Source organism: Bdellovibrio bacteriovorus, assembly GCF_002208115.1.
Classification (GTDB): Bacteria; Bdellovibrionota; Bdellovibrionia; order Bdellovibrionales; family Bdellovibrionaceae; genus Bdellovibrio; species Bdellovibrio bacteriovorus_C.
Genome location: NZ_CP020946.1, coordinates 1,014,788 through 1,039,763 on the forward strand (window position 1 = coordinate 1,014,788; position 24,976 = coordinate 1,039,763).

General features: G+C 52.0%; 23 protein-coding genes. 16 read left to right on the top strand and 7 right to left on the bottom strand.

Annotation, left to right across the window (positions count from 1 at the left end):
* The first annotated feature begins 25 nt into the window (after positions 1-25).
* Entirely contained in the window at positions 26-1,210 is a 1,185-nt protein-coding gene (locus tag B9G79_RS04965) for an RtcB family protein (protein ID WP_088564551.1), read from the top strand.
* Here the strand turns inward: B9G79_RS04965 and B9G79_RS04970 are convergent.
* The 4 genes from B9G79_RS04970 to B9G79_RS04985 form a co-directional block, all read right to left on the bottom strand.
* Positions 1,207-1,686: a hypothetical protein gene (locus tag B9G79_RS04970; protein WP_088564552.1), complete on the bottom strand. Its 480-nt coding sequence runs from the start codon at positions 1,684-1,686 to the stop codon at positions 1,207-1,209. The genes B9G79_RS04965 and B9G79_RS04970 overlap by 4 nt on opposite strands.
* Before the next feature lie 123 nt (positions 1,687-1,809).
* A complete protein-coding gene (locus B9G79_RS04975) occupies positions 1,810-2,406 on the bottom strand; it encodes a DUF4360 domain-containing protein (protein WP_088564553.1) in 597 nt (198 codons plus the stop codon).
* A gap of 57 nt (positions 2,407-2,463) precedes the next feature.
* Positions 2,464-3,180, bottom strand: a complete 717-nt coding sequence (locus tag B9G79_RS04980) for a DUF4360 domain-containing protein (protein ID WP_232469181.1) — start codon at positions 3,178-3,180, stop codon at positions 2,464-2,466.
* A 140-nt stretch (positions 3,181-3,320) separates the two neighbouring features.
* A complete protein-coding gene (locus B9G79_RS04985; protein ID WP_232469183.1) occupies positions 3,321-5,873 on the bottom strand; it encodes an ATP-binding protein in 2,553 nt (850 codons plus the stop codon).
* A gap of 204 nt (positions 5,874-6,077) precedes the next feature.
* On the opposite strand from B9G79_RS04985, the gene gloA reads away from it, so the two are divergent.
* From gloA to mdtD, 8 genes are all read left to right on the top strand, one after another.
* Positions 6,078-6,587 carry a lactoylglutathione lyase gene (gene gloA / locus B9G79_RS04990; protein ID WP_088564555.1) on the top strand — a complete coding sequence of 170 codons (510 nt, stop codon included), beginning with the start codon at positions 6,078-6,080 and terminating at the stop codon, positions 6,585-6,587.
* A gap of 4 nt (positions 6,588-6,591) precedes the next feature.
* Positions 6,592-7,344, top strand: a complete 753-nt coding sequence (gene mtgA / locus B9G79_RS04995; RefSeq protein WP_088564556.1) for a monofunctional biosynthetic peptidoglycan transglycosylase — start codon at positions 6,592-6,594, stop codon at positions 7,342-7,344.
* 73 nt (positions 7,345-7,417) lie between these two features.
* Entirely contained in the window at positions 7,418-7,828 is a 411-nt protein-coding gene (locus B9G79_RS05000; protein WP_088564557.1) for a hypothetical protein, read from the top strand.
* A 9-nt stretch (positions 7,829-7,837) separates the two neighbouring features.
* A complete protein-coding gene (locus B9G79_RS05005) occupies positions 7,838-8,506 on the top strand; it encodes an AlkZ-related protein (RefSeq protein ID WP_088564558.1) in 669 nt (222 codons plus the stop codon).
* Between the two features lie 86 nt (positions 8,507-8,592).
* A complete protein-coding gene (locus B9G79_RS05010) occupies positions 8,593-9,738 on the top strand; it encodes a CapA family protein (protein WP_088564559.1) in 1,146 nt (381 codons plus the stop codon).
* A gap of 31 nt (positions 9,739-9,769) precedes the next feature.
* Positions 9,770-10,264, top strand: a complete 495-nt coding sequence (gene ybaK / locus B9G79_RS05015) for a Cys-tRNA(Pro) deacylase (RefSeq protein WP_088564560.1) — start codon at positions 9,770-9,772, stop codon at positions 10,262-10,264.
* Positions 10,265-10,386: 122 nt separating this feature from the next.
* A complete protein-coding gene (locus B9G79_RS05020; RefSeq protein ID WP_088564561.1) occupies positions 10,387-12,033 on the top strand; it encodes an ATP-binding protein in 1,647 nt (548 codons plus the stop codon).
* 65 nt (positions 12,034-12,098) lie between these two features.
* A complete protein-coding gene (gene mdtD / locus B9G79_RS05025; RefSeq protein WP_088564562.1) occupies positions 12,099-13,532 on the top strand; it encodes a multidrug transporter subunit MdtD in 1,434 nt (477 codons plus the stop codon).
* Here mdtD and B9G79_RS05030 read toward each other — a convergent pair.
* Complete coding sequence (locus tag B9G79_RS05030; RefSeq protein WP_232469187.1) at positions 13,529-14,299, bottom strand: protein-glutamine glutaminase family protein; 771 nt, start codon at positions 14,297-14,299, stop codon at positions 13,529-13,531. The two genes, mdtD and B9G79_RS05030, sit on opposite strands and share 4 nt — an antisense overlap.
* Positions 14,300-14,390: 91 nt before the next feature.
* Between B9G79_RS05030 and B9G79_RS05035 the strand changes: the two genes are divergently transcribed.
* The 4 genes from B9G79_RS05035 to B9G79_RS05050 all read left to right on the top strand — a co-directional run bounded on the left by B9G79_RS05035 (position 14,391) and on the right by B9G79_RS05050 (position 19,626).
* Entirely contained in the window at positions 14,391-15,488 is a 1,098-nt protein-coding gene (locus B9G79_RS05035) for a 2-methylaconitate cis-trans isomerase PrpF family protein (RefSeq protein ID WP_088564564.1), read from the top strand.
* A gap of 129 nt (positions 15,489-15,617) precedes the next feature.
* Entirely contained in the window at positions 15,618-17,171 is a 1,554-nt protein-coding gene (locus tag B9G79_RS05040) for a hypothetical protein (protein WP_232469189.1), read from the top strand.
* Between the two features lie 63 nt (positions 17,172-17,234).
* The gene (locus B9G79_RS05045; RefSeq protein ID WP_088564566.1) at positions 17,235-18,950 is read left to right on the top strand and encodes an ATP-binding protein; all 1,716 of its coding nucleotides are present in this window, start codon (positions 17,235-17,237) and stop codon (positions 18,948-18,950) included.
* A gap of 34 nt (positions 18,951-18,984) precedes the next feature.
* Positions 18,985-19,626: a response regulator transcription factor gene (locus B9G79_RS05050; protein ID WP_232469191.1), complete on the top strand. Its 642-nt coding sequence runs from the start codon at positions 18,985-18,987 to the stop codon at positions 19,624-19,626.
* 19 nt (positions 19,627-19,645) lie between these two features.
* On the opposite strand, the gene B9G79_RS05055 is transcribed toward B9G79_RS05050, so the two are convergent.
* On the bottom strand, positions 19,646-20,179 hold the full coding sequence (locus B9G79_RS05055) for a YceI family protein (protein ID WP_088564567.1): 534 nt from the start codon (positions 20,177-20,179) through the stop codon (positions 19,646-19,648).
* Positions 20,180-20,335: 156 nt separating this feature from the next.
* Between B9G79_RS05055 and B9G79_RS05060 the strand changes: the two genes are divergently transcribed.
* A complete protein-coding gene (locus B9G79_RS05060) occupies positions 20,336-20,608 on the top strand; it encodes a GNAT family N-acetyltransferase (RefSeq protein ID WP_088564568.1) in 273 nt (90 codons plus the stop codon).
* Positions 20,609-20,610: 2 nt separating this feature from the next.
* Here the strand turns inward: B9G79_RS05060 and B9G79_RS05065 are convergent, their stop codons facing one another.
* Entirely contained in the window at positions 20,611-21,090 is a 480-nt protein-coding gene (locus B9G79_RS05065) for a hypothetical protein (protein ID WP_232469193.1), read from the bottom strand.
* Between the two features lie 160 nt (positions 21,091-21,250).
* On the opposite strand from B9G79_RS05065, the gene B9G79_RS05070 reads away from it, so the two are divergent.
* Both B9G79_RS05070 and B9G79_RS05075 read left to right on the top strand, forming a co-directional pair.
* The gene (locus B9G79_RS05070) at positions 21,251-22,948 is read left to right on the top strand and encodes an NAD-dependent malic enzyme (protein ID WP_088564570.1); all 1,698 of its coding nucleotides are present in this window, start codon (positions 21,251-21,253) and stop codon (positions 22,946-22,948) included.
* 170 nt (positions 22,949-23,118) lie between these two features.
* On the top strand, positions 23,119-24,915 hold the full coding sequence (locus B9G79_RS05075) for a sensor histidine kinase (RefSeq protein ID WP_232469194.1): 1,797 nt from the start codon (positions 23,119-23,121) through the stop codon (positions 24,913-24,915).
* The last annotated feature ends 61 nt before the right edge of the window (positions 24,916-24,976 follow it).

Consider the following 24,976-nt stretch of genomic DNA (forward strand, 5'->3'; position numbering starts at 1 on the left):
CAAACATCGGTGGAGGAAGAGCTATATGCCAGTCCTGTCGAATATCAAGTCTGCTCACGTTCCGGTGAAAATCTGGTCTCCAGAATCCGAAGTTGAGTCACAAGCCTTGAAGCAACTTCAGAATGTGGCATCGTTGCCATTTGTATTTAAGCATGTGGCAGCAATGCCGGATGTGCATTTGGGAATTGGTGCCACAGTCGGAAGTGTGATCGCTACCAAAGGCGCGGTGATTCCTGCCGCCGTCGGTGTGGATATAGGCTGTGGCATGATTGCGGCGCGGCTGAATGTAAACCCGGAACTGGTGCTGCATGATCTGTATCGTCTGCGCGCCGGAATTGAAAGTGTGATTCCTTTGGGGCATGAATCCAATAAAAAGCTGACCCAGGAAGTGCAGAACTGGAAGGGCTGGAAGAACATGCCGGAGTCTGTGTCCCTGCTGCGCTTGAAAGACCGCGCGTCCCATCAGTTGGGAAGTCTGGGTGGGGGCAATCATTTTATCGAAATCTGCACCGATGAAGAAGGAGCCGTGTGGGTGATGCTGCATTCCGGTTCCCGCAACGTGGGAAAAAGCCTGGCCGAAGAGCACATCCGCGGCGCCAAAGGGGAAATTGCAAGACTGGCCGTCAAGCTGCCTGACCCGGATCTGGCTTATTATGTGGAGGGCACCACCGAGTACGAAAATTACATGCGCGATCTGGAGTGGGCGCAAAGCTATGCGCTGGAAAACCGCGAAGAGATGCTTCGCCGGGTGATGGAGGTGATTTCTCATCACGTCGGGAAAAAAGGCGCACCTCTGCCATATTCACTGAAGGTTAACTGTCATCATAACTATGCCACCCGCGAAGTGCACTATGGGGAAAATGTCCTGATCACGCGCAAAGGGGCGGTGCGTGCCCAAAAAGGTGATCTGGGGATCATTCCGGGTTCGATGGGAGCCAGATCCTATATTGTCAGAGGCAAAGGCAATGCCGAGTCTTTTGATTCCTGTTCGCACGGGGCGGGAAGGCGCATGTCACGTTCAGAAGCCAAGCGGCGGTTCAGTCTGACGGATTTGCAAAAACAGACGGCAGGGGTGGAGTGTCGTAAGGACGCCGGTGTCATTGACGAAATTCCCGGCGCTTACAAGGACATCGACCAGGTGATGAAAAATCAAATGGATCTGGTCGACGTCGTGGCGGTGCTAAAACAGGTGCTGTGCGTGAAAGGCTAGTTGCGTTTCTTGCGGGACTGCTGGCGGTGGGTTTCCTGCCAGTTTTTTCTGTGATGTGCCGTCTGATGTTTTTCAACTTTGGATTCCGGCAGATTCTGCAGATGTGCTTTCAACTGGGAATGCAATGGTAATAAACCGACACCGGACATCAACAGGTCGCGGTACTGTTTTCCAAAACCTTCTTCGACGTGATTGATCAAAAGTTTTTCGATTTCTGCGCGGGCCACGCCGGCGTCTTCTTCAGAGATGTGTTCCAGTTCGGTCAGGATGTCGATGTCAGCCATCAGGGACGTCAGTTCACGCAGCCACAAATAGCGTTCTGCGGTCATCAGCACCTGAAACCATTCTGTCGGAGCGGCCTGATAACCTACTTCACGGTCGAATTGGTCTTTCAGTGAATTCAAAACTTCTTTTTGCAGAGCCCACAGGGCTTGACGGACTTGAAGAGTGGCAGAGTGATGAGCTGATTTTGACATGGGGTAGGGCTCCTGGTTCGCTTTTAAAAGCCGATCCTAGCGTATTTTATCGCCAATGACATCTACTTTTAGCAGCTCTGCAGGAGCCCAATTGGGGTTCTTAATAAACCAGTGGTAACGTCACTATCTGCAACGTCTCCATTGCAAGTGGTAGATCAGGCCGGAGCTGATGTCGGCGCTATCCACCGTTGCCAGGGTCTGTTCACCACGGGCGTTGGATTTAGCCATCATGGATGTGTTGACACGCAAGTTCACGTTGGCTCCGCACGGCGTCCAAACCATAGTGCTGGCAAGCAGACCGTCAGAGATCGTGTAGCTGTCGTTCACCGGACCCATGAAGGTGCGGCTGATGCGAGGACCACGGGCCCCTGCCCAGAAGTATTCCGCATCAAAGCGTGACATACCACCACGAGGCACGAAGTTGAATCCACGGTAGTCAACCTGGATCACCGCCACGCTGTAGCCGCTTGGCACGGTCACTGGAACAGAGATGTTACAGGACTTGCGATCCATGGAGCGGCCGTTACCGGCTTCAGCCACATAGTTATCGAACAGGATACTGAGTGCAGAAGCATCCGGGCTGACAGTGACACTGGCACTGCCCGCAGGACAGCCGGTTCCACCGTAGGCTGGTTGACCCAGGCGAATTTCCTGAGCATTGGCTTGCAGACTCATTGCAGAGATCATCCCCGCGATTGCGATCAATAGTTTACCTTTCATAAATCCCCCTTGTGATTATGACATTGTTAGTTTGTTAATTTGGTTTTTGATTTTTAATTATGGAAAACGCGGTGGTCTTCCAGGATTGTTCGGCCGACCTGGTCCCGGATCGCGTCCCGGTGGTTGATTGACACCACCGTTACTTGGTCGGCAGGTCTTCCACGCCAGTTGGTATTTTTGGGATTGCACCTGACCGTCGATACTGTCCAGAGTGATCTGGGCTGTCAGCAGTGACGATAAATTCAGATTGCGGGCCATCAGATAAGTCGTGATGTAAAGTGACTGAACAGAATTGGCGTTGCATGCGGCCCATGGTGCAACACGAGTGTCGACCTGGTGACGGATGTAATAAGTGTCGTTGTACGGTCCACGGAATTCCTGCGCGCGGAAATTGTAGGTGCCGCCGTTTTCATAGCCGGGACGTTCGTTGCGGGGTTTGCTGCCATCAAAAGAATAAAGGGCCTGATGGGTCACCATCGTTCCGGCTTCAGCGTAGGCAAAGCCGCGATAGTCTGCGGAGGTCACCGCGAAAGTCCATCCTGCCGGCACCTGGAAATTCACCTTCAGTTCACAGTTCAGGCGAACGATCGGGCGGTGCATGGTGGACTCAGCGATAAAATTGTCCAGAAGTAAAGAGAAGGTCTGTGCATCCGGTGAAATTGTGGCGTTGTAAGTGCCCGCTGGACATCCCGAGCCCACGGCCTGGATGCTGTGAATGCGGATGCCTGGTGGCGTTTGGGCCAAGGCGGCTGGTGCCGATAACAATAAGGACATTCCAATTAATGATGTGATTCCCCGCCAGATCATAATGTTTCCCCCCAGAAACTGGTGACATCGGTCACCTGGGAATCCATATAGCAAGGGCCGGGCCAGCTTTATCGGTGGCAGCGTGGCTCCACCTCTGTCATGACGCACTAGCGATGCTGGTGTCGTTCTTCGCTCAGTTTTTGAATATGATTCAGCAGATCTGCTTTGCGCAGCGGTTTTACCAGATGCATGTTGCAGCCAACAGAAAGACTGCGATCGATCTCGTTTTTCAGAGCAAAGGCGGTCAGCGCCCAGATCGTGGCGGCCGGCAGTTTGTGATCCTTTTCCCATTTGCGAATTTTCTGGGTGGCGGTGAAGCCATCCATCACCGGCATCTGCATATCCATTAATATCAGATCAAACCGCTGCTTTTGCACCAGGTCCAGCGCCTGTTGGCCATTGGCGGCTTCTGTGATCCGGTGAGGCGTGTTTTTCAGATAAGCCTTGATCAACAGACGGTTGTCGTCGGTGTCATCAACAATAAGGATGGACAGGGGTTCCTGCGGGGTCTGTGAAGACGAAGCCGGGACAGTGGCCGTGACCTGAGCCAGCAATTCTTCCTGCACGTCACGCAGCCAGGGCAGATCCAGACTGAATGAAAAACGGCTTCCGCGATGCAGTTCACTTTCAATGGTGATATCGCCATTCATCATCTTAACCAGACGTTTTGAAATGGAAAGCCCCAGCCCGGTGCCGCCGAACTTGCGGGTGATGGTGGAATCAGCCTGGGTGAATGGCTGAAACAACTGCGGAATTTTTTCTCGCGGAATGCCAATGCCGGTGTCGCTGACGTGGAAGATCAGGTTGCCTTCCATATTAGTTTGGTTCTTCATCAGCTCGACCCGGATGAATCCTTCGTTGGTGAACTTTATGGAGTTGCTGATCAGATTGGAAAGAACCTGCCGGATGCGCGTCGGATCACCCATGAATATCCCGCGTGTGTCCTCGCTAAGGTAAACAGTCAGTTCCAGATTTTTTTCGCGGGCCTTCAGTTCAAACATTTCCGTGACGTCGGCGACCAGACTGTGCAGGTTGACTTCGGTTTTTTCCAAAGTCACCAGGCCCGCCTCAATTTTCGAAATATCCAGAATGTCGTTGATGATGCTTAAAAGATTGTGTCCGGCCTTTTTCGAAATATCGACATAGTGTTTCTGCTCTTCGTTCAGCGTGGATTCCTCAAGCAGGTCGGACATGCCGACAATCACATTCAGGGGGGTGCGGATTTCGTGGCTCATGTTGGCCAGGAATTCGGATTTGGTTTCAGAGGCTTTCTTAAGCTGAACATTGAGGTCGATCAGATGCTGGGTTTTCTCGTCCACGATTTCTTCCACCGTGATGATCCGGTTGGCGATGGTCAGCAGCAGGGCACAGATCAAAAACACAAAGACCAGGGACGTCAGCAGGAACACCGCCGCATTGAATGCCGATCCTTCCCGCAACGAGATGTCCTGCTGAACGGTGACTTCCCACTGTCGATCGCCGACCTCAAGATGCGAGCTCCATTTGAAGTCCGCATGAAACTCACCAGCCCGGTCGTTCAGGGTGTCGATCATTAATTCGCGGGCGGACGCCTGGGTGACGTCTTCAATCAAAACACGATAGCTCGGGTCATTCAGCACATCAGTCAGGTCGCGCAATATTCCGTCCAGACGCACGACCTCCAGCAGCACCCCTTCCGGTCGGCCGATGGCCATCATCAGATAGATCCCGCGGGAGGTGTGGTTGAATTCATTCAGTTCAACAGGGCTTGAGGTGATGATGCGTTTTTTCTCAAGCGCTTTTTTTAGCAGTGTGCTGCGCTCGGGATGATTTCCGAAATCATAGCCCAGCACCTGGCTGTTTTGGGAAACGGGTTCAATGTATTCAATCTGGAATTTTTCCGGCTGTTTTCGGTCATACGGAATCCAGGCCAGGGCCTGAACTTCGGGTCGGCGCGAATGCAGGGTGGTGGCAAAATCATGGAATTCCTGACGGGTCACCGTGGTAGAGCTGTCAAAGAAGCTTTTCAGGGACACCAGCATGTCGATGTTGCCGTTGAAGTCCTTTTCCAGAACATTGAAGGTGAATTCAGCCTTGCGGGTGAACTCGGCGGCCTGTTTCTCTTTCTCCGAGTGGGTCAGGTATTGAGAGGCGGAAAGAATCAGGGCAAAGGCCACGCACACCGGGACAAGAACTTTGGTGACAGACTTCAGCCAGTAACGGCGTGACTGGGTGGAGAACATCAGGGCCAGTGGCGCAAGGATCAGACCGCCTATGGAATCCCCGACGAACCAGTGAATCCAGTTCATTGAAATATTTTTGGGCGTCAGCACGTGGTTGAAATAAAGCAGTCCCACGCCCCAACTGGCACTGATCAGGGCCGCGACCGGTCCTGCTAAAAACAGAAACAGAATCACTTCGCGCTCAAGATAGAAGCGCTTTGGAAAACGGAGAAAACGTCGGATTAAAACGGCGGCGATGACCACCGACAGGGTGTTTCCGACAGAAATTCCCAGAGGCAGCAGCAGATTTGAAATAGTTTCCAGGTTGCGGGCATTGATCAGGAAGGCACCCACAAGAACGCCGGGCCAGCGGTTGATTCCAAAAAGCAACAACGCCGCGATACTGATACCAAATGGGGGCCAAACCAATGACGCATAACCCGGGGGTAACGCTAGCAAAAGCCCCAGCCGTCCTGTCAGATAATACAGAACAAAAATAAGAAAGGTTTGAAAAGCCCAGGTCTTAAGAAGCCGTTGGAACATGAGTCCATTTTATCGGTGTTCCAGAGGGGAAACAATCTATACCTATTTACCCTCTACCAAATGCCTTTTTGTACTGTTGTCAAAAGCATGTTATGAATAGGCCACGGTTAGGAGAATTCCATGTCAAACATCGCGGGGGTGTGCGTGAGCCCCGACAAAGAAACACAAAAGTACGTATTCAACCACACGATGCTTAGAATCAAAGATCCTAAAGCCTCCCTGGATTTTTACACCCGCATTTTGGGGATGAAGCTGGTGCGCAAACTGGATTTTGCCGAGTGGAAGTTTTCTTTGTTCTTTTTGGCCTATGTGCCGGAAGGAACGGATGTCCCTGCCGAGAACGAAGCCAATGCCCGCTATGCCTTTGGTCGGGAAGCAGTTCTGGAGCTGACCCACAACTGGGGCACCGAAGAGCAAGAGACCACTCCCTACCATAACGGCAATACCGAACCTCGCGGTTTTGGTCATATCTGTATTTCAGTCCCGGACATTCAGCAGGCCTGTGCCCGTTTTGAATCCCTGGGTGTGACCTTTCAAAAACGTCTGGGCGAGGGCGGCATGAAAAACATCGCTTTTATCAAAGATCCGGATCAATATTGGATTGAGGTGGTTCAACCGGGTCTTTTGTAAAAACATGCGCAGTCGTTGGCAAACTTTAAGAAAATGGATCCTGAAAGCAGTGCTGCTCTTTTTCGTGAGCAGTCTGGGATTCGTTTTACTTTATCGCTTCGTTCCGGTGCCGCTGACACCTTTGATGGTGATTCGCTCGGTCAGTTCGTTGTGGGGTGAAGAGTTTGTCGGCATTCACAAGGACTGGGTGCCGCTGGAAGAGATTTCCCCATCCGTGCAAAAAGCCGTTCTGAAGGCCGAGGACTATCGCTTCTTTGAGCACAATGGTTTTGACTTTGACGCCATTGAAAAGGCGATGAAGTACAACAAGACCCATAAACGAAAAAAAGGCGCCAGCACCATCACCCAGCAAACGGCCAAGAATGTGTTCTTGTGGCCCCAGCGCGACTGGGTTCGCAAAGGGCTTGAAGCCTATTTCACCATTTTGATTGAATTCACCTGGCCCAAAGAGCGCATCATGGAAGTTTACCTGAATGTGATCGAACTGGGTCCTGGAGTTTACGGGGTCGAGGCGGCTTCGCAGAAGTACTTCAAACGCAGCGCCCGCAATATCAATCCTTATCAGGCGTCGTTGATCGCTGCCGTTTTGCCAAATCCGCGGCGCTTCCGTATTGACCGGCCTTCCAACTATGTTGTCGGCCGTCAGCGCCGTATTCTGAATCGCGTGGCTCCGGCCATTCCCAAAGCCGCCGATGCTTCTGTTCTGGACTTCCTGGATCTGAAGTTTGACAGCGAAGAAGATGAGTCCGCCAACTAAAATCCAGCGTTGAAGGACAGATTGCCTTCCTCCGCCGAATCCCCAAAGCTTTCATTAAGTCACGAGGGGATTTATGCACCATTTTGTCTGGTTTGTGCTTTTGCTGCTGACGTCGGGACTGGTTTCCTGCGGGGCGATTTCCTCTGGGGACAGCTCGGGGCAAAAAGATCCCGACACCAATCCGCAAAAGCCCGTGGATCCGCAGGAACTGCATTATCCCAATGTGGATGCGGAAGTCTTTTCGGTCAGTTGCTATCGCTGTCACAGTCATCTGTTTGGAGTCACACGGGGCGGGGTTGCTTTGGATTCCTATGCAGAGGCCAGCTTCAACGCCGCAAGAATCTATCAGGCGGCCATCGTGGAAAAACGCATGCCTCTGGGAGGCATGCTGACTGTGCGTCAGTATGAACTGCTGAAGGCGTGGCTGGAATCCGGTGCCCCGGCCTTTGAACTCGAGGTTGCGCCCGTGACCCTGCAGGAATAGAATTTTCCCATGAGTTCAAAAAAGAAAAAAGCGCAGATGGTGAAGGCAATCAACGAGCGGGGCTGTCTGCTGGTGTATCCTTTGGAAAACCGCAAAGAGCCGGCAAGCCTGTGGTCTGAACTTTATCCGCGCACCAAAATGCGCTGGGAGTGGGATCAGGAGGGCGACAACCGCGTGGCTGAAATGTGGGTGCTGCGCGAAGAGCTGTCACGCAGTGAGGAAGTCATCTATGCCAAGTGGTTCCGCAACCGCGCGACCTTTTTTTCAAAGGAAGTGTTCGTAAATCTGCTGGCCTATCTGGGCAGTTCTCAGGGGCGCCTTCAACTGCCGCGTTCCAGTCAGGAAGCGTTGGATAGTTTTCTGCTGGATTCCCCGCAGTCCACCAAAGTGATCAAGGAAAATCTGGGCTGGCAGGGAAAGCTGATGGAAAGCCACTACAACCGGGCGATGAAGCCCCTGTGGAATTATCTGCTTCTGGTGGGTTATGGTGAAGTGCAGGATTCCAGTTTTCCCTCCCTGAACATGGCCGCTTCCCAGAATCTTTTCGAAGACCTCTGGCTTCAGTCTCAAAACCTCAGTCCCGAAAAGGCCGAGGCCTTTCTGGAAAACAAACTGGGCTCTGACAATCCGTTTTTCAAGTACGCACAGAAGATGGCGAAAAGCAGCGCGCAGCTTTAGTCTGCTGCCTTTTGCCAGCGCTGTATTTATTCAAAGCCGCGAAGGTGCTTTTGCCTCGGCATTAAATTCAGGAAAAAGTGAAGTCTATGCCAAGACATCACTTCATCCTTCTTTTGATTGCGGTTCTTTTCATTCACCCCACCCAGGCCAGGGCCGCGCCGGATGTGCAGTTTCAGACGGAATGTCAGGACGGGCAGGACCGAATCAGTCTGTCCTTCGTGGGTGATATTCTGGTGCATGAGGCTTTGTACCGTGCTGTAGTCAGCGGCACGCAGCACTTTAGCCAAATCTGGCGAAGGACCGATGCGCTGATGACCAAAGCACATTTTTCTGTGGGCAATCTGGAGGGACCGGCTGCATTGGGGGTCGATAAGCGAGGCAAGGACCACGGCGACGTCGGCTTTATCTATGATGAGGTGGTGTATTCGGGCTCTAATTTTTCCTTCAACTATCATCCGCGTATTTTGTCGGATCTGTATCGCTCGGGTTATGATCTTTTGACCGTGGCCAATAATCACTCTTTGGATCGCAGTTGGCTGGGGATTGACAAGACCATTCGCGCGGCACGCAATGTGGGGATTCCCACTGTGGGCATTCGTCTGTCATCAGAACGCAGCGGGGCCTTCCATCACATTGCCACCATTGGGGGCTTCCGGGTGGCCTTCCTAGGCTGCACGGAAATGAGCAACGGACACAACGACAGCAGGGATCAGGTGCTGTTTTGTTATAAGAACCCCGACAAGATGGTGGAGCTGATTAAAAGCATCACTGCGGATTCCAGTGTCGATGCGCTGATTTTGCTGCCGCACTGGGGGCAGGAATACAAACATTCTCCTGATTCTCGGCAGAAGGCTTTTGCAAAACGCTATCTGGAGGCCGGGGTGACGGCAATCATCGGCTCGCACCCCCATGTGCTGCAACCGTGGGAAAAGTATGTCACCAAGGACGGGCGCGAAACACTTGTGGCCTATTCACTGGGGAACTTCGTGGCGGGGCAGGCGGGCTTGGCGCGAAAGACCGGTCTGGTGGTTTATCTGGGGCTGGCCCGCAGCGCCGGCCGGGTGAAAGTCTTTGGCGCTTCTTACACGCCAACTTATCGTGAAGGTGCAGAGGTTTATCCAGTCACCAAAAATCAGGCGGTGTTCGATCATGTTGCCAGTATGTACGGCAAAGAACGCCGGCTTGATGCCGCCGGGGACCTGATGAGTCATCTGTGCACGAAAAGTGAATGATTTGCTCGGGCCCCGGAGTTACACTGGGGCCATGAGCGACAAAGACAAATTTCCTGTGACCCTGGCTATTCGTGAACTGCAAAAACATCAGGTGCAGTACACCGGACATCTTTTTCCCTATGAAGAAAAAGGCGGCACGTCTCATTCCTCAAAAGAACTGGGAGTTCCTGAACATCACGTGATCAAAACCCTGATCATGGAAAATGAAAAAAAGGAACCCCTGGTGGTTTTGATGCACGGGGATTTGCAGGTCTCAACAAAACAACTGGCGCGTGAGCTGGGTGTGAAAACGATTTCTCCGTGCAAGCCTGAAGTGGCGGATCGCCATTCAGGTTATCAGGTCGGCGGAACATCTCCGTTTGGAACCAAACGCGAGATGCCTGTGTACATGGAAAAAACCATTCTGGATCTGGATCTTATTTATATCAATGGCGGCAAGCGTGGATTCCTGGTTTCTTTGAAACCGCAGGAAGTCCAAAGGCTTTTACAACCAACTTTGGTTCACGTCGGTGTTAAAGCTTCTTGATTACCGTCTGCAATAAATAGATATTTTTTGTTTGTTTACATCTTCAAGATTCTCAAGATTGTCTTTGATGGACAATTTTTTGAACCCACATAGTCTGAGACCAGCGCTTGTTCGGAGGTTTCATGTCGTATGATGGCGGTGTCAGAAAGCTTGTGGAAGTGATTCAAAACCTGTCTGCGGCCCGGTCTTTAGATGAAATCACAAAGCTGGTGCGGACTGCCGCCCGGGTGATTGCCGATGCGGACGGAGCTACCTTTGTTTTAAAAGACGGGGACTTTTGTTTCTATGCAGACGAGGATGCGATCAGTCCTTTGTGGAAGGGTCAGCGTTTTCCGCTGGAGTCCTGCGTTTCCGGCTGGGCCATGCTGCACAAAGAAACCGTGATCATCGAGGATATTTATCGGGACTCTCGTGTGCCATGGGACGCTTATCGTCCGACCTTTGTTAAAAGCATGATGATGACCCCGATCCGGCGCGAGGACCCCATCGGCGCCATTGGCACTTATTGGAAAGACCAAAGACTTCCCACCGATGAGCAGCGCGAACTGTTGCGCGCGCTTGCAGACTCTGTTTCGGTCAGTATCGAAAATCTGAACAACTATAATGATCTGCAAAAACGTATCGAAGAACTGAAAGAAGCCAATCGCTCCAAGGACGAGTTTTTGATGACGGTGTCGCATGAACTGCGCACGCCTTTGAATTCGATCATGGGATGGGCCGAAATTCTGCTGGAGTCAAATCCCGGGGACAGGGACGCGCGCCTGGGGCTTGAAACCATCGAACGCAATGCACGCAATCAAACCCGCATCATCGAGGACCTGCTGGATTCCTCGCGCATTTTGCTGGGGCGTTTTCACATGGAAAAACATCCCGTGGATCTGGTGGAGGTGGTGAATCAGACGGTCGATGCGGTTCGTCTGATGGCGGAAAAAAAGGACATTCACATCGAGATCGCCAAGGGTGTGACCACCGCCATGATCCAAGGGGATGCCGAGCGACTGAAACAAATCGTCAATAATCTGCTGATCAATGCCATCAAGTTTTCACATGCCAAAAGCAAGGTCGAGGTGACCGTGGTCCGTCAGGGCCCCAGTTTCTCAGTTTCAGTAAAAGATGAAGGCGTCGGCATGGAGCCGGAGTTTATCCCCCAGGCCTTTGAACGATTCCGTCAGGCGGACGGCTCAACCACAAGAAAATTCGGCGGTCTGGGGCTGGGGCTGTCCATCTCACGGCACTTGGTAGAGGCTCACCAGGGAACCATTGTCGCCCGCAGCGCAGGGACAGGCAAAGGCTCGGAGTTCTCATTTTCAGTTCCCGCTTTAAGCAAGCAAGGGGAGATCCTTAACGAAACGCCGGCCACGCCCGCACCCCGCAACACCAAACCTCTACTGGGAGCTCACATTCTGGTGGTGGATGATGATAAAGACTCACTTCAGGTGATGGAAACAGTTTTGCGAATCAACGGTGCTGACGTGGTGGCGGCAGACTCCGTCGAGGAAGCGCTGCGGTCTCAAGGTGCGGTGGATCTGATTGTTTGTGATCTGAGCATGCCCGGTGAAGATGGCTTTTCTTTCGCGCACAGGATACGCGCCGGGGAAACCCGGTTTTCACGGCAGGTTCCGATGATGGCCTTGACGGCCTTCGTGGATAAGGGCAGTGAATCCAAAGCATTGGGAGAGGGATTTGATTCCTTTATGGGGAAGCCCTTTGCTGTTCCTCAGTTGATTCGCAGTCTGGTGGAACTTAACAGTGCGAACTATACGCATTAGCACAGTGATTGTGGGGACAGTTATCCTGGAGTAAGATCAGGGGAATCATAGAAATCGAGTTTCTTATGGCCTCTGCTGCTTCAGCAAAATCAGACGAACGATCCCAAAACCTTTTATTGTGGCTGGTCGCCATCGGCTTTTTCATGGAGACCCTGGATTCCACCATCGTCAACACCGCACTGCCGGGGATGGCGAAGAGTCTTGGTGAAAGTCCGCTTTACATGCAGTCCGTGGTGATTGCCTATTCCCTGACTATTGCGTTACTGATTCCTTCCTCGGGATGGATCACCGATCGCTTCGGAACCAAGAAGGTTTATCTGGGGGCGATCCTGGTGTTCACCCTGGGGTCGCTCTGCTGTGCCTTCTCTCAAACGTTGCCACAGTTGGTGATATCTCGCGTGTTGCAAGGGGCGGGGGGCGCCTTGTTGCTGCCGGTGGGGCGTCTGGCGGTTCTTCGCGCGTTTCCGGCTGACAAGTTTTTGCAAGCCATCAGCTTTGTCACCATTCCCGGTCTGATCGGCCCTTTGATTGGGCCCACCCTTGGCGGGTGGCTGGTTGAGTACGCTTCTTGGCACTGGATATTCCTGATCAACATTCCGGTCGGCCTTGTCGGGTGCTGGGCCACTTACAAACTGATGCCGGATCTTCGCGGGGCGAAAGCTTCGCGCTTTGATATTTCAGGTTATGTGCTTTTGGCATTCAGTATGGTGTCCATTTCATTCGGCATGGAAGGGCTGGCCGAACTGGGGCTGCGTCCGGGCCTGGTGATGATTCTGCTGGTGTTCGGTCTTGCAAGTTTGGCTGCGTACTGGCTGCATGCCGGGCGCACAGAGGCTCCGTTGTTTTCGTTGAATCTTTTTAAAATCGGAACCTATAACATCGGATTGCTGGGGAATTTATTCGCCCGTATCGGAAGTGGTGCGATGCCGTTTTTGCTGCCGCTGCTTTTGCAGGTGGGGTTGGGCTATTCGCCGTCCTACGCCGGAATGATGATGATCCCGATGGCGGTGGCCGGGATTCTGGCCAAACGCTTTGCCGCCCCCTTAATCACGCGCACGGGTTATCGCAATATGCTTGTCGGCAACACTTTGCTGGTGGGACTGACTATGGCAAGTTTTGCCTTGATGTCGGAATCCCAGCCGATGTGGCTTCGTCTGGTGCAGTTGTTCTTTTTTGGCTGGGTGAATTCCCTGCAGTTCACGGCGATGAACACGCTGACGCTGAAAGATCTGGGCAGTGAATACGCAAGCAGTGGCAACAGCCTTTATTCCATGATGCAAATGCTGGCGATGAGTCTGGCGGTCGCGGCGGCCGGGGCCATGCTGACAGGTTTTTCAGATCAGTTTGGTACAGCCAATCACGGTGCTTTGCGCACGTTCCAGTGGACTTTCATTTGTATGGGGGTGATCACCTGCAGTTCGGCGGCGATCTTCTGGCAGGTGCCGGAAGGGGAGCGCAAGAAAGAGCCCATCCCGCAAAGTGAACCGTCACTGCACTAGTAGCCTTCGTCGATCATCATCATGCGCTCTTCGTTGCGCATCAGTTCAAACCACAGGTTGTCTTCGCCATCGACCTCTTTGCTGCGCACTTTGTATTCTTTCAATGTGCCCTGGACAGACTTGTTGAAATCATTGTCCTTGAAGTTCACGCGGATGGTGCCGGCATCATTGTAGGTTGCAGCCGGGGTGAATTTTAAGTTCACTTTCATCTTTGGATTATGCCGGGTCATGGTGGCCTGCCACTCAGAAACCGGCACGGCTTTTTTCTCCAGTGACGGGTCCATCACATAAGGAACCAGTTCAGAACCTTTTTTAACCAGCACCACCGGGGCCACATGGTATTTCCAGTCCACGGTCATGCCGTTTTTGGTGGGATTCGGGCGGCGCAGGCGCGGTGATTCGTCTTCGTTCACGGATGCAAAGACCTTCAGCGGGGTGATACCTTTTAGCAGCATCAGGCGCGACATTTCATGGGCGCGCTCTTCGCAGCCCGCGATGGAAAACTCAAAAGGAATGTCGCCGTTGGACTTCAGTTCACTGAAAAGCTTTTGCGCATCGGCTTCGCTCATCACCGTGGCTTTATCTCCCTGAAGGGTGGCGGTGGCCACTTTGGCTTCGGTCGGCTTTTCGGTTTTGCACGGCACGTTTTCGCGGTTGTTCAGATAGCGAAGGGTGCTGTCTAAATTTGCGGCAAAGGACGACAGATCATCGGCGGCAAAGCCCGCCTGACAGAACAGCAAAAGAAGTGGCAAAATGATCTTACCCATGGGAATCTTTTCGGCAGGACACCCTTCAGGCATAAGTCATTTCACTGGATGATGGTCGGGGTTTTCAGGGGTATTTCCCAGGAGCAAATGAATGGCACAGCGATCTTTCCCGGCAGTATACATGCGAGGCGGCACCAGCCGCGTGGTGGTGTTCAAAAAAGACGATCTGCCTTCGGATCCGGCGCTTTGGAATGAGATTTTTCTGTCTTGCATGGGAAGCCCTGATTCACACGGTCGTCAGTTGGACGGCATGGGCGGCGGGATCTCTTCCCTTTCCAAAGTGTGTGTGCTGTCGCCTTCTTTGCGCGGAGATGCTGATGTGGATTACACCTTTGCCCAGGTGTCGGTGAACGAAGCCAAAGTGGATTACAAAGGCAACTGCGGCAACGTCAGTTCTGCAGTGGGGCCTTTTGCGGTGATGGCGGGATGGGTGAAGCCTGCGGGCAAAGAAGCCTGCGTGCGTATCTTTAATACCAACACCGCCAAAGTCATTCATGCTTACTTCCCGGTGGAAAATGGCGAGCCCGTTTTCACCGGTGACTTTGCCATCCCCGGAGTCAGTGGCACCGCCGCGCCGGTAAGGCTTGAGTTCCAGCAACCCGGTGGGGCGGTGACTGGAAAGCTTCTGCCCACCGGACAAGTTTGCGATACACTGAAAATCTCTGAGTCTGAATCCGTGGAAGTTTCTTTGGTGGATGCGGCGAACCCCTGTGTATTTGTGCGCGCTCAGGATGTGGGGTTGACGGGGGCAGAGACTCCGGCCCAGCTTGAAAGTTCTGGGGACCTGTTGAAAAAACTGGATCTGATTCGTCGAATGGGTTCAGTGAAGATGGGGATTGCGCCCGATCTTGAAACGGCCAAAAACTCGATCGCTATTCCATACATCGCTTTGGTCAGCGCACCGTCATCAGATGAAATGAATTTTTCGATGCGGGTGATTGCCAGCGGGCAGCCCCACAAGGCTTTGCCTTTGACTGTGTCTTTGTGTGCCGCCGTGGCCGCGAAGATTCCCGGAACTGTGGTTCATGAACTCGCGCAAAGAGTGACAGATGAAGTCCAGATCGGAATGCCCTCGGGTGTTCTGACGTTAAGTGCGGAAGTCACCACGGAAATGGGCCAGTGGACTGCCGTCAGCGGCAGTTTCTTCAGGACGGCAAGGCTGCTGTTTGCGGGCCGTATCTTCGGCTGAAAACCGTCCCGATGTAAAAACCTTGAACAGTTGAATGTCTTCTGGACGATTTCACAAGGGTGCTAAAGTGGCATAGCGGTTGCTTTAAGGGCTTCGGGCGATTTTGCCCGTTGGCTTTTGAGGTTCTTTGTGAGCAAGACACGATTTTTATCCCTTTTGATTTCGCTGATGCTGGTGGGGCCTGCGTCCCAGGCGGCACTGACCTGTGAATCTGTCTTTGCACCCAGTGTCTGGAAAGAAAGTGGCGGCAAGCCCTTTCCGCAGGATCCTGCAACTTTAAAAAGAATCCAGCACGAACAGCAGGAAAGTCTGAAGGTGTCCAAATTCCTGATGCAGGAAATGACTCGTCAGTCGACAGCGCTAAAAAATGCAAATAAAGGCAAAACGATAGAGCTGGATGTGCTGTGTCTGGGCGCCGGGCCACAGTGTGCGGCGGCGTCTTTGGTGCTGGGAAAAACCAACCTGAAGTCTTTGGTGGTTGAAAAGACCGATCTGGTGGCCAAGACTTTTGCGGAAAAAGATTTCTATATCAACAGCATTGAAGCTCAACGTCTGTCCATGCATGACTTCCCGGGTGGCGTGGGCAGTTTGTCCCATCTGACTTCGCAGATGTATGCGCATTCGACGCAACTTGCGACCCATATTCAAAGCCAGCAGTATGTTTCCAAAGTTCCCGTGATGCTTGAAACCACCGTGGTTGCCGTGAACAAGGTTGTGGTTGATGGCAGACTGCAGATTGAGGTGGTGACCGACCAGGGGATCACCCTGCGTGCCAAGAACGTGATTCTGGGAACGGGTCTTGGTGAAGTCGGAACCAAAGTCAAAGATGCCTCTTATCAGTCAGCCTTTGCAGAATATCAAAAGCTTCATCAAGCCGAGCCCGCTGTCCTGCGTCCGATCATGAGCACTGATGCCTTCCTGGTGTCCTTGCGTGAAAGTCGCCTGCAAAAACTCGGCGTGCACATGCCGCGCGATTTGATCATTATCGGAAACGGAGATGGCTCACGCATCGCGATTGAAGGCCTTTTGAATCCTCATGTTAAAACTCAAGAAGAATTCAAGATTCAGTGGATCGGCAATACCTTCCGCACCGCTGAAGAGTACATCCAAAGTCAGAACGGCTGGGATCGCTACGTTGATATGATCGTGCCGCAATACCACAAGAATCGTGTTACTGGTTTGCCTGGCCATGTGGAGAAGGTCGAGCGTCTGAATAACGGCCGTTATCTTGTGACGGTGCGGGATGCGAAGAACAACATCGTCAGTCAGGCTGAAGGCGACATGATTGTTGATTCCACCGGCTATACCAATCTGAATGGTCAATTGCTTTCGAATGTGGCGAAAAGTCCTGAAATGATTGATGTGATGGGTCCGTTGAAAGAATTGAATTTAGCTGAGACCGTTTTGGCTCGGCAGTATGCCGATGCAGGCGGGGAAAAATTGCCGATTTATGCTGTGGGCTCGGCTGCCGGCAATCTGGCTAAAGACACTGAATTGGCGGGTTCTCCGAATAAGAATCCGGTGGCCATTTTCAACACAGTGGCCAGGACCTCGCAGTTCATCTCGCAACTGATTGGCGCGAAGCCTTTGGAAAGCCAGCGGGGAGTTCGCTCCGAACGTCCTGGCACCAGGTCTTCTCAAGAGATTATCAAAGATCTTCAGGCACGTCGCGGGGCTCATTAGGCCCCCAGCGTCAGCATTCAATGAATTTGCGCGCTCCAGGGACCATGGTTAGAATTTTTAGCAATGATGTTTCTTCTGGTGTTTCTATCATTGATGCTGACGTTCTCGGTTTGTACGGTCTTAAGCTGTTATCTGTGGCCCTATCGTCGGCAGTTGTTGCACCGGATGATCCTGAGCATCCAGGTGACTTATGCCGTCTGGTCCTTTTCCATCATCACCGTTCTGGTCATTGATGACATGGCCATTAAAATCTTCATGACTCATCTGCGGCAGTTGGTTTTGCCCCCGCTGTGCGTGACGTGGGTTCTGGTGGGAGCTGCCATCTTCCTTCCGGACCTGTGGGAAAAGATAAGACGCTGGCAGTGGATTCTGTATGTGCTTCCTGCAGTTGTGATCGGAGCCAACGCCATGTCGTTAATGGGCTTTCCATTTGCGAAGGAATGGATCTTCTTTAACTTCCGTCTGGTAGAAGGCTTTGAAGGTCTTCCCATTTTTGAAAGAAGTGCTTTGCAAAAAGCCAATCTGCTGTATTCGTTCTTTTGGATTCTTGTTCTGTACCTGATCTATTTCTGGGTGATGGCCACCAAAAAGGGCCCGCGCCGCCGGCATGCGATTTATATGTTCCTGGCCAGCGTGATTCCGGTCGGAGCCGAAATTTTGGGACAGACCGTATTCAAGCTTCAGCCCCAGTTTACCCAGTTGACCGTCGCCGGGATCTGGCCCTCGATGCTGGCATTGAATTATGCGGCCGTTCGTGGGGATCTTCTGGAAATCAGCACTTTGGCGCAAAGAAGTGTGTTTGATCACTTGCCCAGTCCGGTGATTGTTTTGAACACTCACGGGGAATTCTGGGACTGCAATCAGGCCGCGAAAAAGTTGCTGGAGCTGGGGCCGAAGGATTTCGGCCAAAGAGCCTCACAGATCCCCGTCATTCGTGAGATTATGAATGGGGACGAGTCCATTGCCTACGCCAGCCGTACCTTCAGAATTGTCGAACACACGGTCCATATGACCAAGGGACCTGAAACTGCCAAGATTTATGTGCTGATGGACGTGACAGACCTTGAGGAAAGCAACCGCACCCTGCGCGAGCTGAACGCCCAGATTCTGCAAATGACCCGTTTCAGCCGCAAGGTACAGACGGTGTTGTCTCATGATCTGACGGGTTCCCTTTCCGGAGTGCAGATGCTGCTGACCGGAGTGATCAATCAGATGAAGCAAAACGAAGATCAAACCCCAGTGGATTCTTTGCAAAAGGTTCGTGATGCGAACAAGTCTTCGATGAATCTGTTGCGTGACGTGCTGGCCTGGAGTCACGAGGATGAAAGTCAGCGCAGCATCGACTTCCAGGGGCGGGTGAATGCCGCTATTGAACAGTTGTCACCGCAACTGCTGCAAAAGAATATTCAACTGCACAAAGAAATGCCCGAGCAGGAGATTCAACTTTTGGGGTCGGGTAAAGTGCTGGAGGCGGTTGTTCGCAATATCCTTTCAAATGCGATTCGCTTCAGTCCGCGTGAAGGTGTCGTGCGTGTGACCGGCAGAATGCTTGAGCGCCATGTTGAATTGAACATTCAGGATTATGGCCTCGGAATGTCGCAGGAGTTGATCGATGAAGTGTTCAGTTCAAGGGCGGCATTCGCAGCCACCAGTGGTGGTTTTGGTATCGGTTTGCACTTCACGAAGGACTTTATCACCCAAATGGGTGGTGTGCTCATCATAGAATCTGCAGAGGGAGAAGGGACTCTGGTCCGTGTACAATTGCCGTTATTTGGTTGACCTGATACACTGGTCAGAGAATAGTTGGGAAAGCATGAGCACACTAGAGAACACACTTCAGAATTCTGTATCGTTTTTTATTGTAGATGACCATCCGGTGACCCGTCATGGGTTGCGTGTGGCGCTGACTTCATTGTCACCAAAGATTCAGTGTGTGGGTGAAGCGTCCACTGTACCTGCGGCCCTGCAAAATCTTAAGAGTCTTGATGTGAACTATGTTGTGTTGGATCACATGTTGCCAGGCCAGTCCGGCATGGAGCTTATTACCATGGCGGCTTCCGCGCGTCCGGATCTGAAATTTATGCTGGTCACTCAGTGTGAAGATGCGGAAACACTGGCACAGTATCAGCGCATGGGTGTGAAGGTGCTCCTGTCCAAAATCTCTGCCATGGATGTTCTCGAAGATGCGGTGAAATGTCTGATTGAAGACAAAAACTATCTTTGCCCTGCTTTTGAAAAAATCATGGAAGAACCGCGCCTGACGAATGTGCTGACACCGCGGGAACTGGAAGTCGTGCGCATGATCGCTCAAGGCAAGACCAACAAAGAAGTGGCCGCATGTCTGGAGTGTTCAGAGCACACCATCAAAACTCACAAAACCAATGTGATGCGAAAGCTGAATCTTTCCAACGCTGTTGAAATCAGCGTCTGGGCCCTGAAGCGCAATCTGGCTTAAAGGCCCTTCCGTTTTTTTATTAAACCTGTTTTGCGAACTGCACATCCAAAGAGATGCTGACGTCGTCACCGACCAGCACGCCACCGGCCTCCAGGGCCGCGTTCCAGGTCAGACCGAAATCCTTGCGTTTGATTTTGGTCGTCGCAGAAATCCCGATTTTAATATTTCCATACGGGTCTTTCATTTCCGCCGTCGGACCTTCCACTGCCAGAACCACCTCTTTGGTAACTCCATGAATGGTCAAGTTTCCGGTGACCTTCAGATCGTCGCCATCTTTTTCCACTTTGGTGGATTTGAAGTTCAGGGTCGGATACTTTTCTACGTCAAAGAAGTCAGCACTCTTTAAGTGGGTGTCGCGCTGGGTTTCACGGGTGTTTATGCTGGAAGCATCGATCACCGCTTCAATGGAAGATTTGGTGATGTCAGATGAATCCAAAGAAAGGCTGCCGGACAGTTTTTCAAAGCCGCCGTGAACTTTGGCAATCATCATGTGTTTGATGGTGAAGTTGGCGCTGGAGTGCATGGGGTCGATGTTCCATTTAGTGGTTGTCATGTGTTCCTCCTTCAAGGGGATGAGTGTTCGTTATGGATTCATCCTGCCATGGGTGGGATTGTTGCGTAAGGAGACATATCTGCAATAGATTGTTGCAAATATGGAACTATCCTGAATCTTCGTTTCAAGATAAGATGATCCGCATAAGGAGACTATATGAAAGTCGAAAACAAACTGAATGACAGATTCACCCTGCCAATTCCCGGAGCCGGGGAGGGTGTGCTTTTGTATCGTCGGGGCCGAAACAACGCTTTGGATCTTTATTCCACTGTGGTGCCGGAAGCGGCGCGAGGTCAGAATCTGGGAGACAAGCTGGTCAGGGCGGCGTTGGATTTCGCCAAACAGGAAGGGGTCAAAATCATCCCGACCTGCCCCTATGTGGCGCACTGGTTTAGCAAACATCCCGAAGAGTCCGGGATGTTGCTTTAAAGCTACTGAGGGTAAATCTGGCGGCCGTGCTGAAGGCCGAACTCAAGAATCTGATCCGGTGAAATGCCCGGGTCATTGCGATGGATCCAATCCGGATAGTATTTCACATAGTGAGTCCCGGCGAAGCTCATCGGCAGGGGCTTCATATTCAGGGCAATTCCCACCAGCTTGGAACAATACGTCTTTTGATTGTCCCAGATGAAATTATAATCAAACGGCAATCCCATCTGCCCCAGCAAAGCCTGCTCATTGACCAGTTCATCCGGGATTTCCACACGGATATGACCGGCGGGCAGGTGGTGGGCGGGAACGCGGCGGCCCCCTTCACGGGTGTCAGCTTCGTACACGTAAGACTTGTATTCCAGGGTTACGTGGAACAACGGCTGAGGCACGCGGGGGTTGCTGTAAAAATGCAACACTGCCGCGAAACTTTGCGCAGAAAACAACAGGCCAAACAAGGATAACAGAAGGCTTTTTCTCATGAACCCATGCATAGTCCTCTGGCTGCGGTTTGGCAAGGGCAGTGGGCTGGTTTTTACGAATTTCACTGGGTAAATTATGCAAGGGCCATTGCTTGCCTATAGGGCGGGCAAGGAGTAGGTTCATGCTCATAACGACCCTTCCTTTACTTGAGGATTATTCGTGGAAACCGACAATAAATACGCGCGCCCTGTTTATATTCCATACTCTGGAACTGTCCTGCTTGAAATGTCTTTGCTAAACAAAGGAAGTGCCTTTTCTGACGAGGAACGCACGCATTTAAACCTGCACGGCCTGGTGCCTCAGACGATTGAAACCATCGAAGAGCAGGCCCAGCGTGTGTACTCCCAGTACCGTCTGCTGAAGTCCGACATCGACAAACACGTTTATCTGCGCAACCTGCAGGACACAAACGAAACGTTGTTCTATCATCTGTTGGTGAATCATCTGACCGAAATGATGCCGATCATTTACACGCCAGTGGTGGGTGAGGCCTGCGAACATTTTTCCGAGATCTATCGCGCCTCGCGCGGTCTGTTCATTTCCTATCCGAACAAGGACCGTATTGATGAAATGCTTCGCAACGTGACCAAACAAAAAGTCAAAGTCATCGTCGTGACCGATGGCGAACGCATTTTGGGCCTGGGGGACCAGGGCATTGGCGGCATGGGGATTCCTATCGGAAAGCTTTCGCTGTACACGGCTTGTGGCGGTATCAGTCCGGCGTACACATTGCCGGTGGTGCTGGATGTGGGCACCAACAACCAGGCGCTGATCAACGATCCGTTGTACATGGGTTGGCGTCAGCCGCGCATTACCGGTCAGGAATACGAAGACTTCGTCGACGCCTTTGTGCAGGCGGTGAAACGCCGCTGGCCGGATGTACTGTTGCAGTTTGAAGATTTCGCGCAGAAAAATGCGTCACCGATTTTGAAGCGTTATCGTGATGAGATCTGCAGTTTCAATGACGACATTCAAGGCACCGCCGCCGTGACGGTGGGCTGTCTTATAGCGGCCAGTCGCGCCAACGGGGGACGTCTGCGCGATCAGCGGGTGGTCTTCCTGGGGGCCGGTTCTGCGGGCTGCGGTATTGCTGAACAAATTATTGCCGAAATGAAGCACGAAGGGCTTAGCGATGAACAGGCCCGTCAGCAGGTGTTTATGGTGGACCGTTTTGGTCTTTTGACCGACAAGATGCCAAACCTGCTCGAGTTCCAAAGTCCTTTGGTGCAAAAAGCCGAGACGCTGGCTTCCTGGGAAATCTCTAACGACGAGATTTCACTGCTGGACACTGTTCGCAACGCCAAGCCGACGATCCTGATCGGAGTGTCCGCGCAGCCGGGTCTGTTCACCGAAGAAATCATCCGCACCATGCATAGCCATTGTGAGCATCCCATTGTGATGCCGCTGTCGAATCCGACGTCGCGTGTGGAAGCCACACCCGCGGACATTCTGCGCTGGACAGACGGTAAAGCCTTGGTGGCAACGGGCAGTCCCTTTATGCCGGTGCATATCAATGACCAGATTTACCCGATTGCTCAGTGTAATAACTCGTACATCTTCCCGGGGATCGGCTTGGGGGTTTTGGCTTGTGGAGCCCGCCGCGTGACGGACTCGATGTTGATGGCCGCCAGCAGTGCTTTGGCCGATTGTTCTCCGCTAGCGCAAAATGGCAAAGGAGCCTTGCTGCCAGAGCTATCTCAGATCGAAAAAGTGTCGCGCACGATTGCCTTTGCGGTGGCGAAAGCGGCACAGGCTGATGACGTGGCTTTGAAGGTCACTGATGAAGAGCTTTTGGCATTGATCGATAAAAACTACTGGTATCCGAAGTATCGCAGCTATAAGCATGCATCGTCTTAGTGTTTCTGGATTGTAATAGTCTTGACTGAGGCTTAGCTTGAACTTGCAAACGGGGGCTGCTATTTCGTGACTGCAACTAAATCACAGTCAATTGACATACTTCGGAGCCGGCCATTCGTTTCATCTGTACGTTCCTTATTCTAATTGCCTTTCAGTTCGGTCACGCGGCTGTGACGGACATCACCACCCAAGTGCAAATGGGCGAAGCTCCCGCTTTCGTCAATAACCCGGCAGATGTGGAATTTGTTCCCGCTGGTGTCAAAGAACTGTCGCGTGGTTACACCATAGAAGATCAGTGGTTTAAGATTTCTTTGCACAATGATCACAACACACCTCAGTCAAAAGTGCTTTATTTTGATGCCCCCCTGATGGGGCGCTTGTACTTGCAAAAGCAGGGCGACTCGTTGGCGCTGTCTTCCGGTCCCGGTCTGCCTTTGGCGGAAAGGGCTTTTAAAAGTCGCTTTGGGGCCTTTCCGATCGAGCTGGGCCCCGATGAAACCGCAACGTACTATATTAAACGTGATTCCCATCATGCGCTGAACACGCGGGTCTTTTGGGCGGATCCGGCGGACCTTGAACATCAGGATGATCTGGCGCGCACCATTTTTTATTTCTATCTGGGCGGGATTTTTTCTCTGGTGGTTTACAATCTTCTGCTGGGTTTTTTCACCACGCAGAAAGATCACGTCAGCTATTCATTCTTTGCGGCAAGCTTCGGTGTGACCGCTCTGGTTTTGCACGGGGTGTTTGACAGCTATCTGCTTCCCAACGGCAAATTTGTCTTTTCCAACTATCTGATGTTCTTTTCCTCGGTCAGTCTTTTTTCGGCCAGTCTTTTTGTGGAAAGATTCTTAAGCATCAAAAAAGAATTCGCCGTCGGTTACTGGGGGCTTCGCCTGTTTTTGGCACTTTCGGTGGTGACGATGGTGGGAAGCCTGTTTGCGCCGGTGTATCGTGAATTGTTCTTTTTGGGATATCTGATCGATATTGCCATCGGGGCGGCGATCTTGTTCTTTATTTTCTGTGGTTTCTATTCCCTGATTCGCTACAGGCACAAACTGGCGTCTTATTTCCTGTTAAGCTGGCTGGTGGTGTTGATCGGAACTTTTGTTTGGTTTGCATCCATTCATGGCTTTATCCGCGGCAATATCTACACTCAGTACTCGCTGCTTCTGGCGAATCTGGGCGAAATGATCGTGTTGTCTTTGGGACTGGCTTACAAGATCCGCGTGTTGGACGAGGAAAAACGTCTGGCTCAGCAAGCCGCCGTGGACAAGGAACGTTATCACCGTCTGGTGCGGGTGCTTTCACATGACGTTGCAAACACGGTTTCGGGGCTTTTGTATCATTCAGAAATGCTGAAAGATCACGTCACTGCCCAGGCTGGGGATGCGCACCTGGATCGTATCAACAAATCCACCACCAAACTGAATCAGATTCTGAAATCGGTCCGTCAGGAAGAGGTCTATCACGTCTTCAAACAGAACGCAGAAATGCAGTTGGTGGAGCTGGCCTCGGCATGCTGGGAAGCTGTGAATCACTATTCCTGGCAGATTGAGGAAAAAGAACTGCTGATCGAAGTCGAAATTGAAAATGATCTGTGTGTGCGAGCCGACCGCTCGGCGCTTATCAATCAGGTGCTTTCCAATATTCTTTCCAACAGTATCAAATTTTCTGAACCGGGCCGCGAGATCCGTTTGCTGGCGCATAAACAGGATGACGGTGTGGTTCTGGAAATACGGGATCAGGGGCTGGGCATTCATCCCAGCGAAGTCAGTCTGCTGTTCAAACGCAACCGGTTGTTCTCTCACAAGGGCACCGGAAATGAAGAGGGCACAGGCTTTGGCACCTCGCTGATTGCAGAATACATGCAGTTGTTCGGCGGTCAGGTGGAAGTGTCTTCAGTTCATCATTCGATCCATCCGGCCTCGGGCACAACGGTGAAGCTGGTCTTTCCCCACCCATGATATCGTCTCGGTCTGAGACACAGTTGCAGTGACAAATAATGCCGTGTTTCCCCTGACTAGA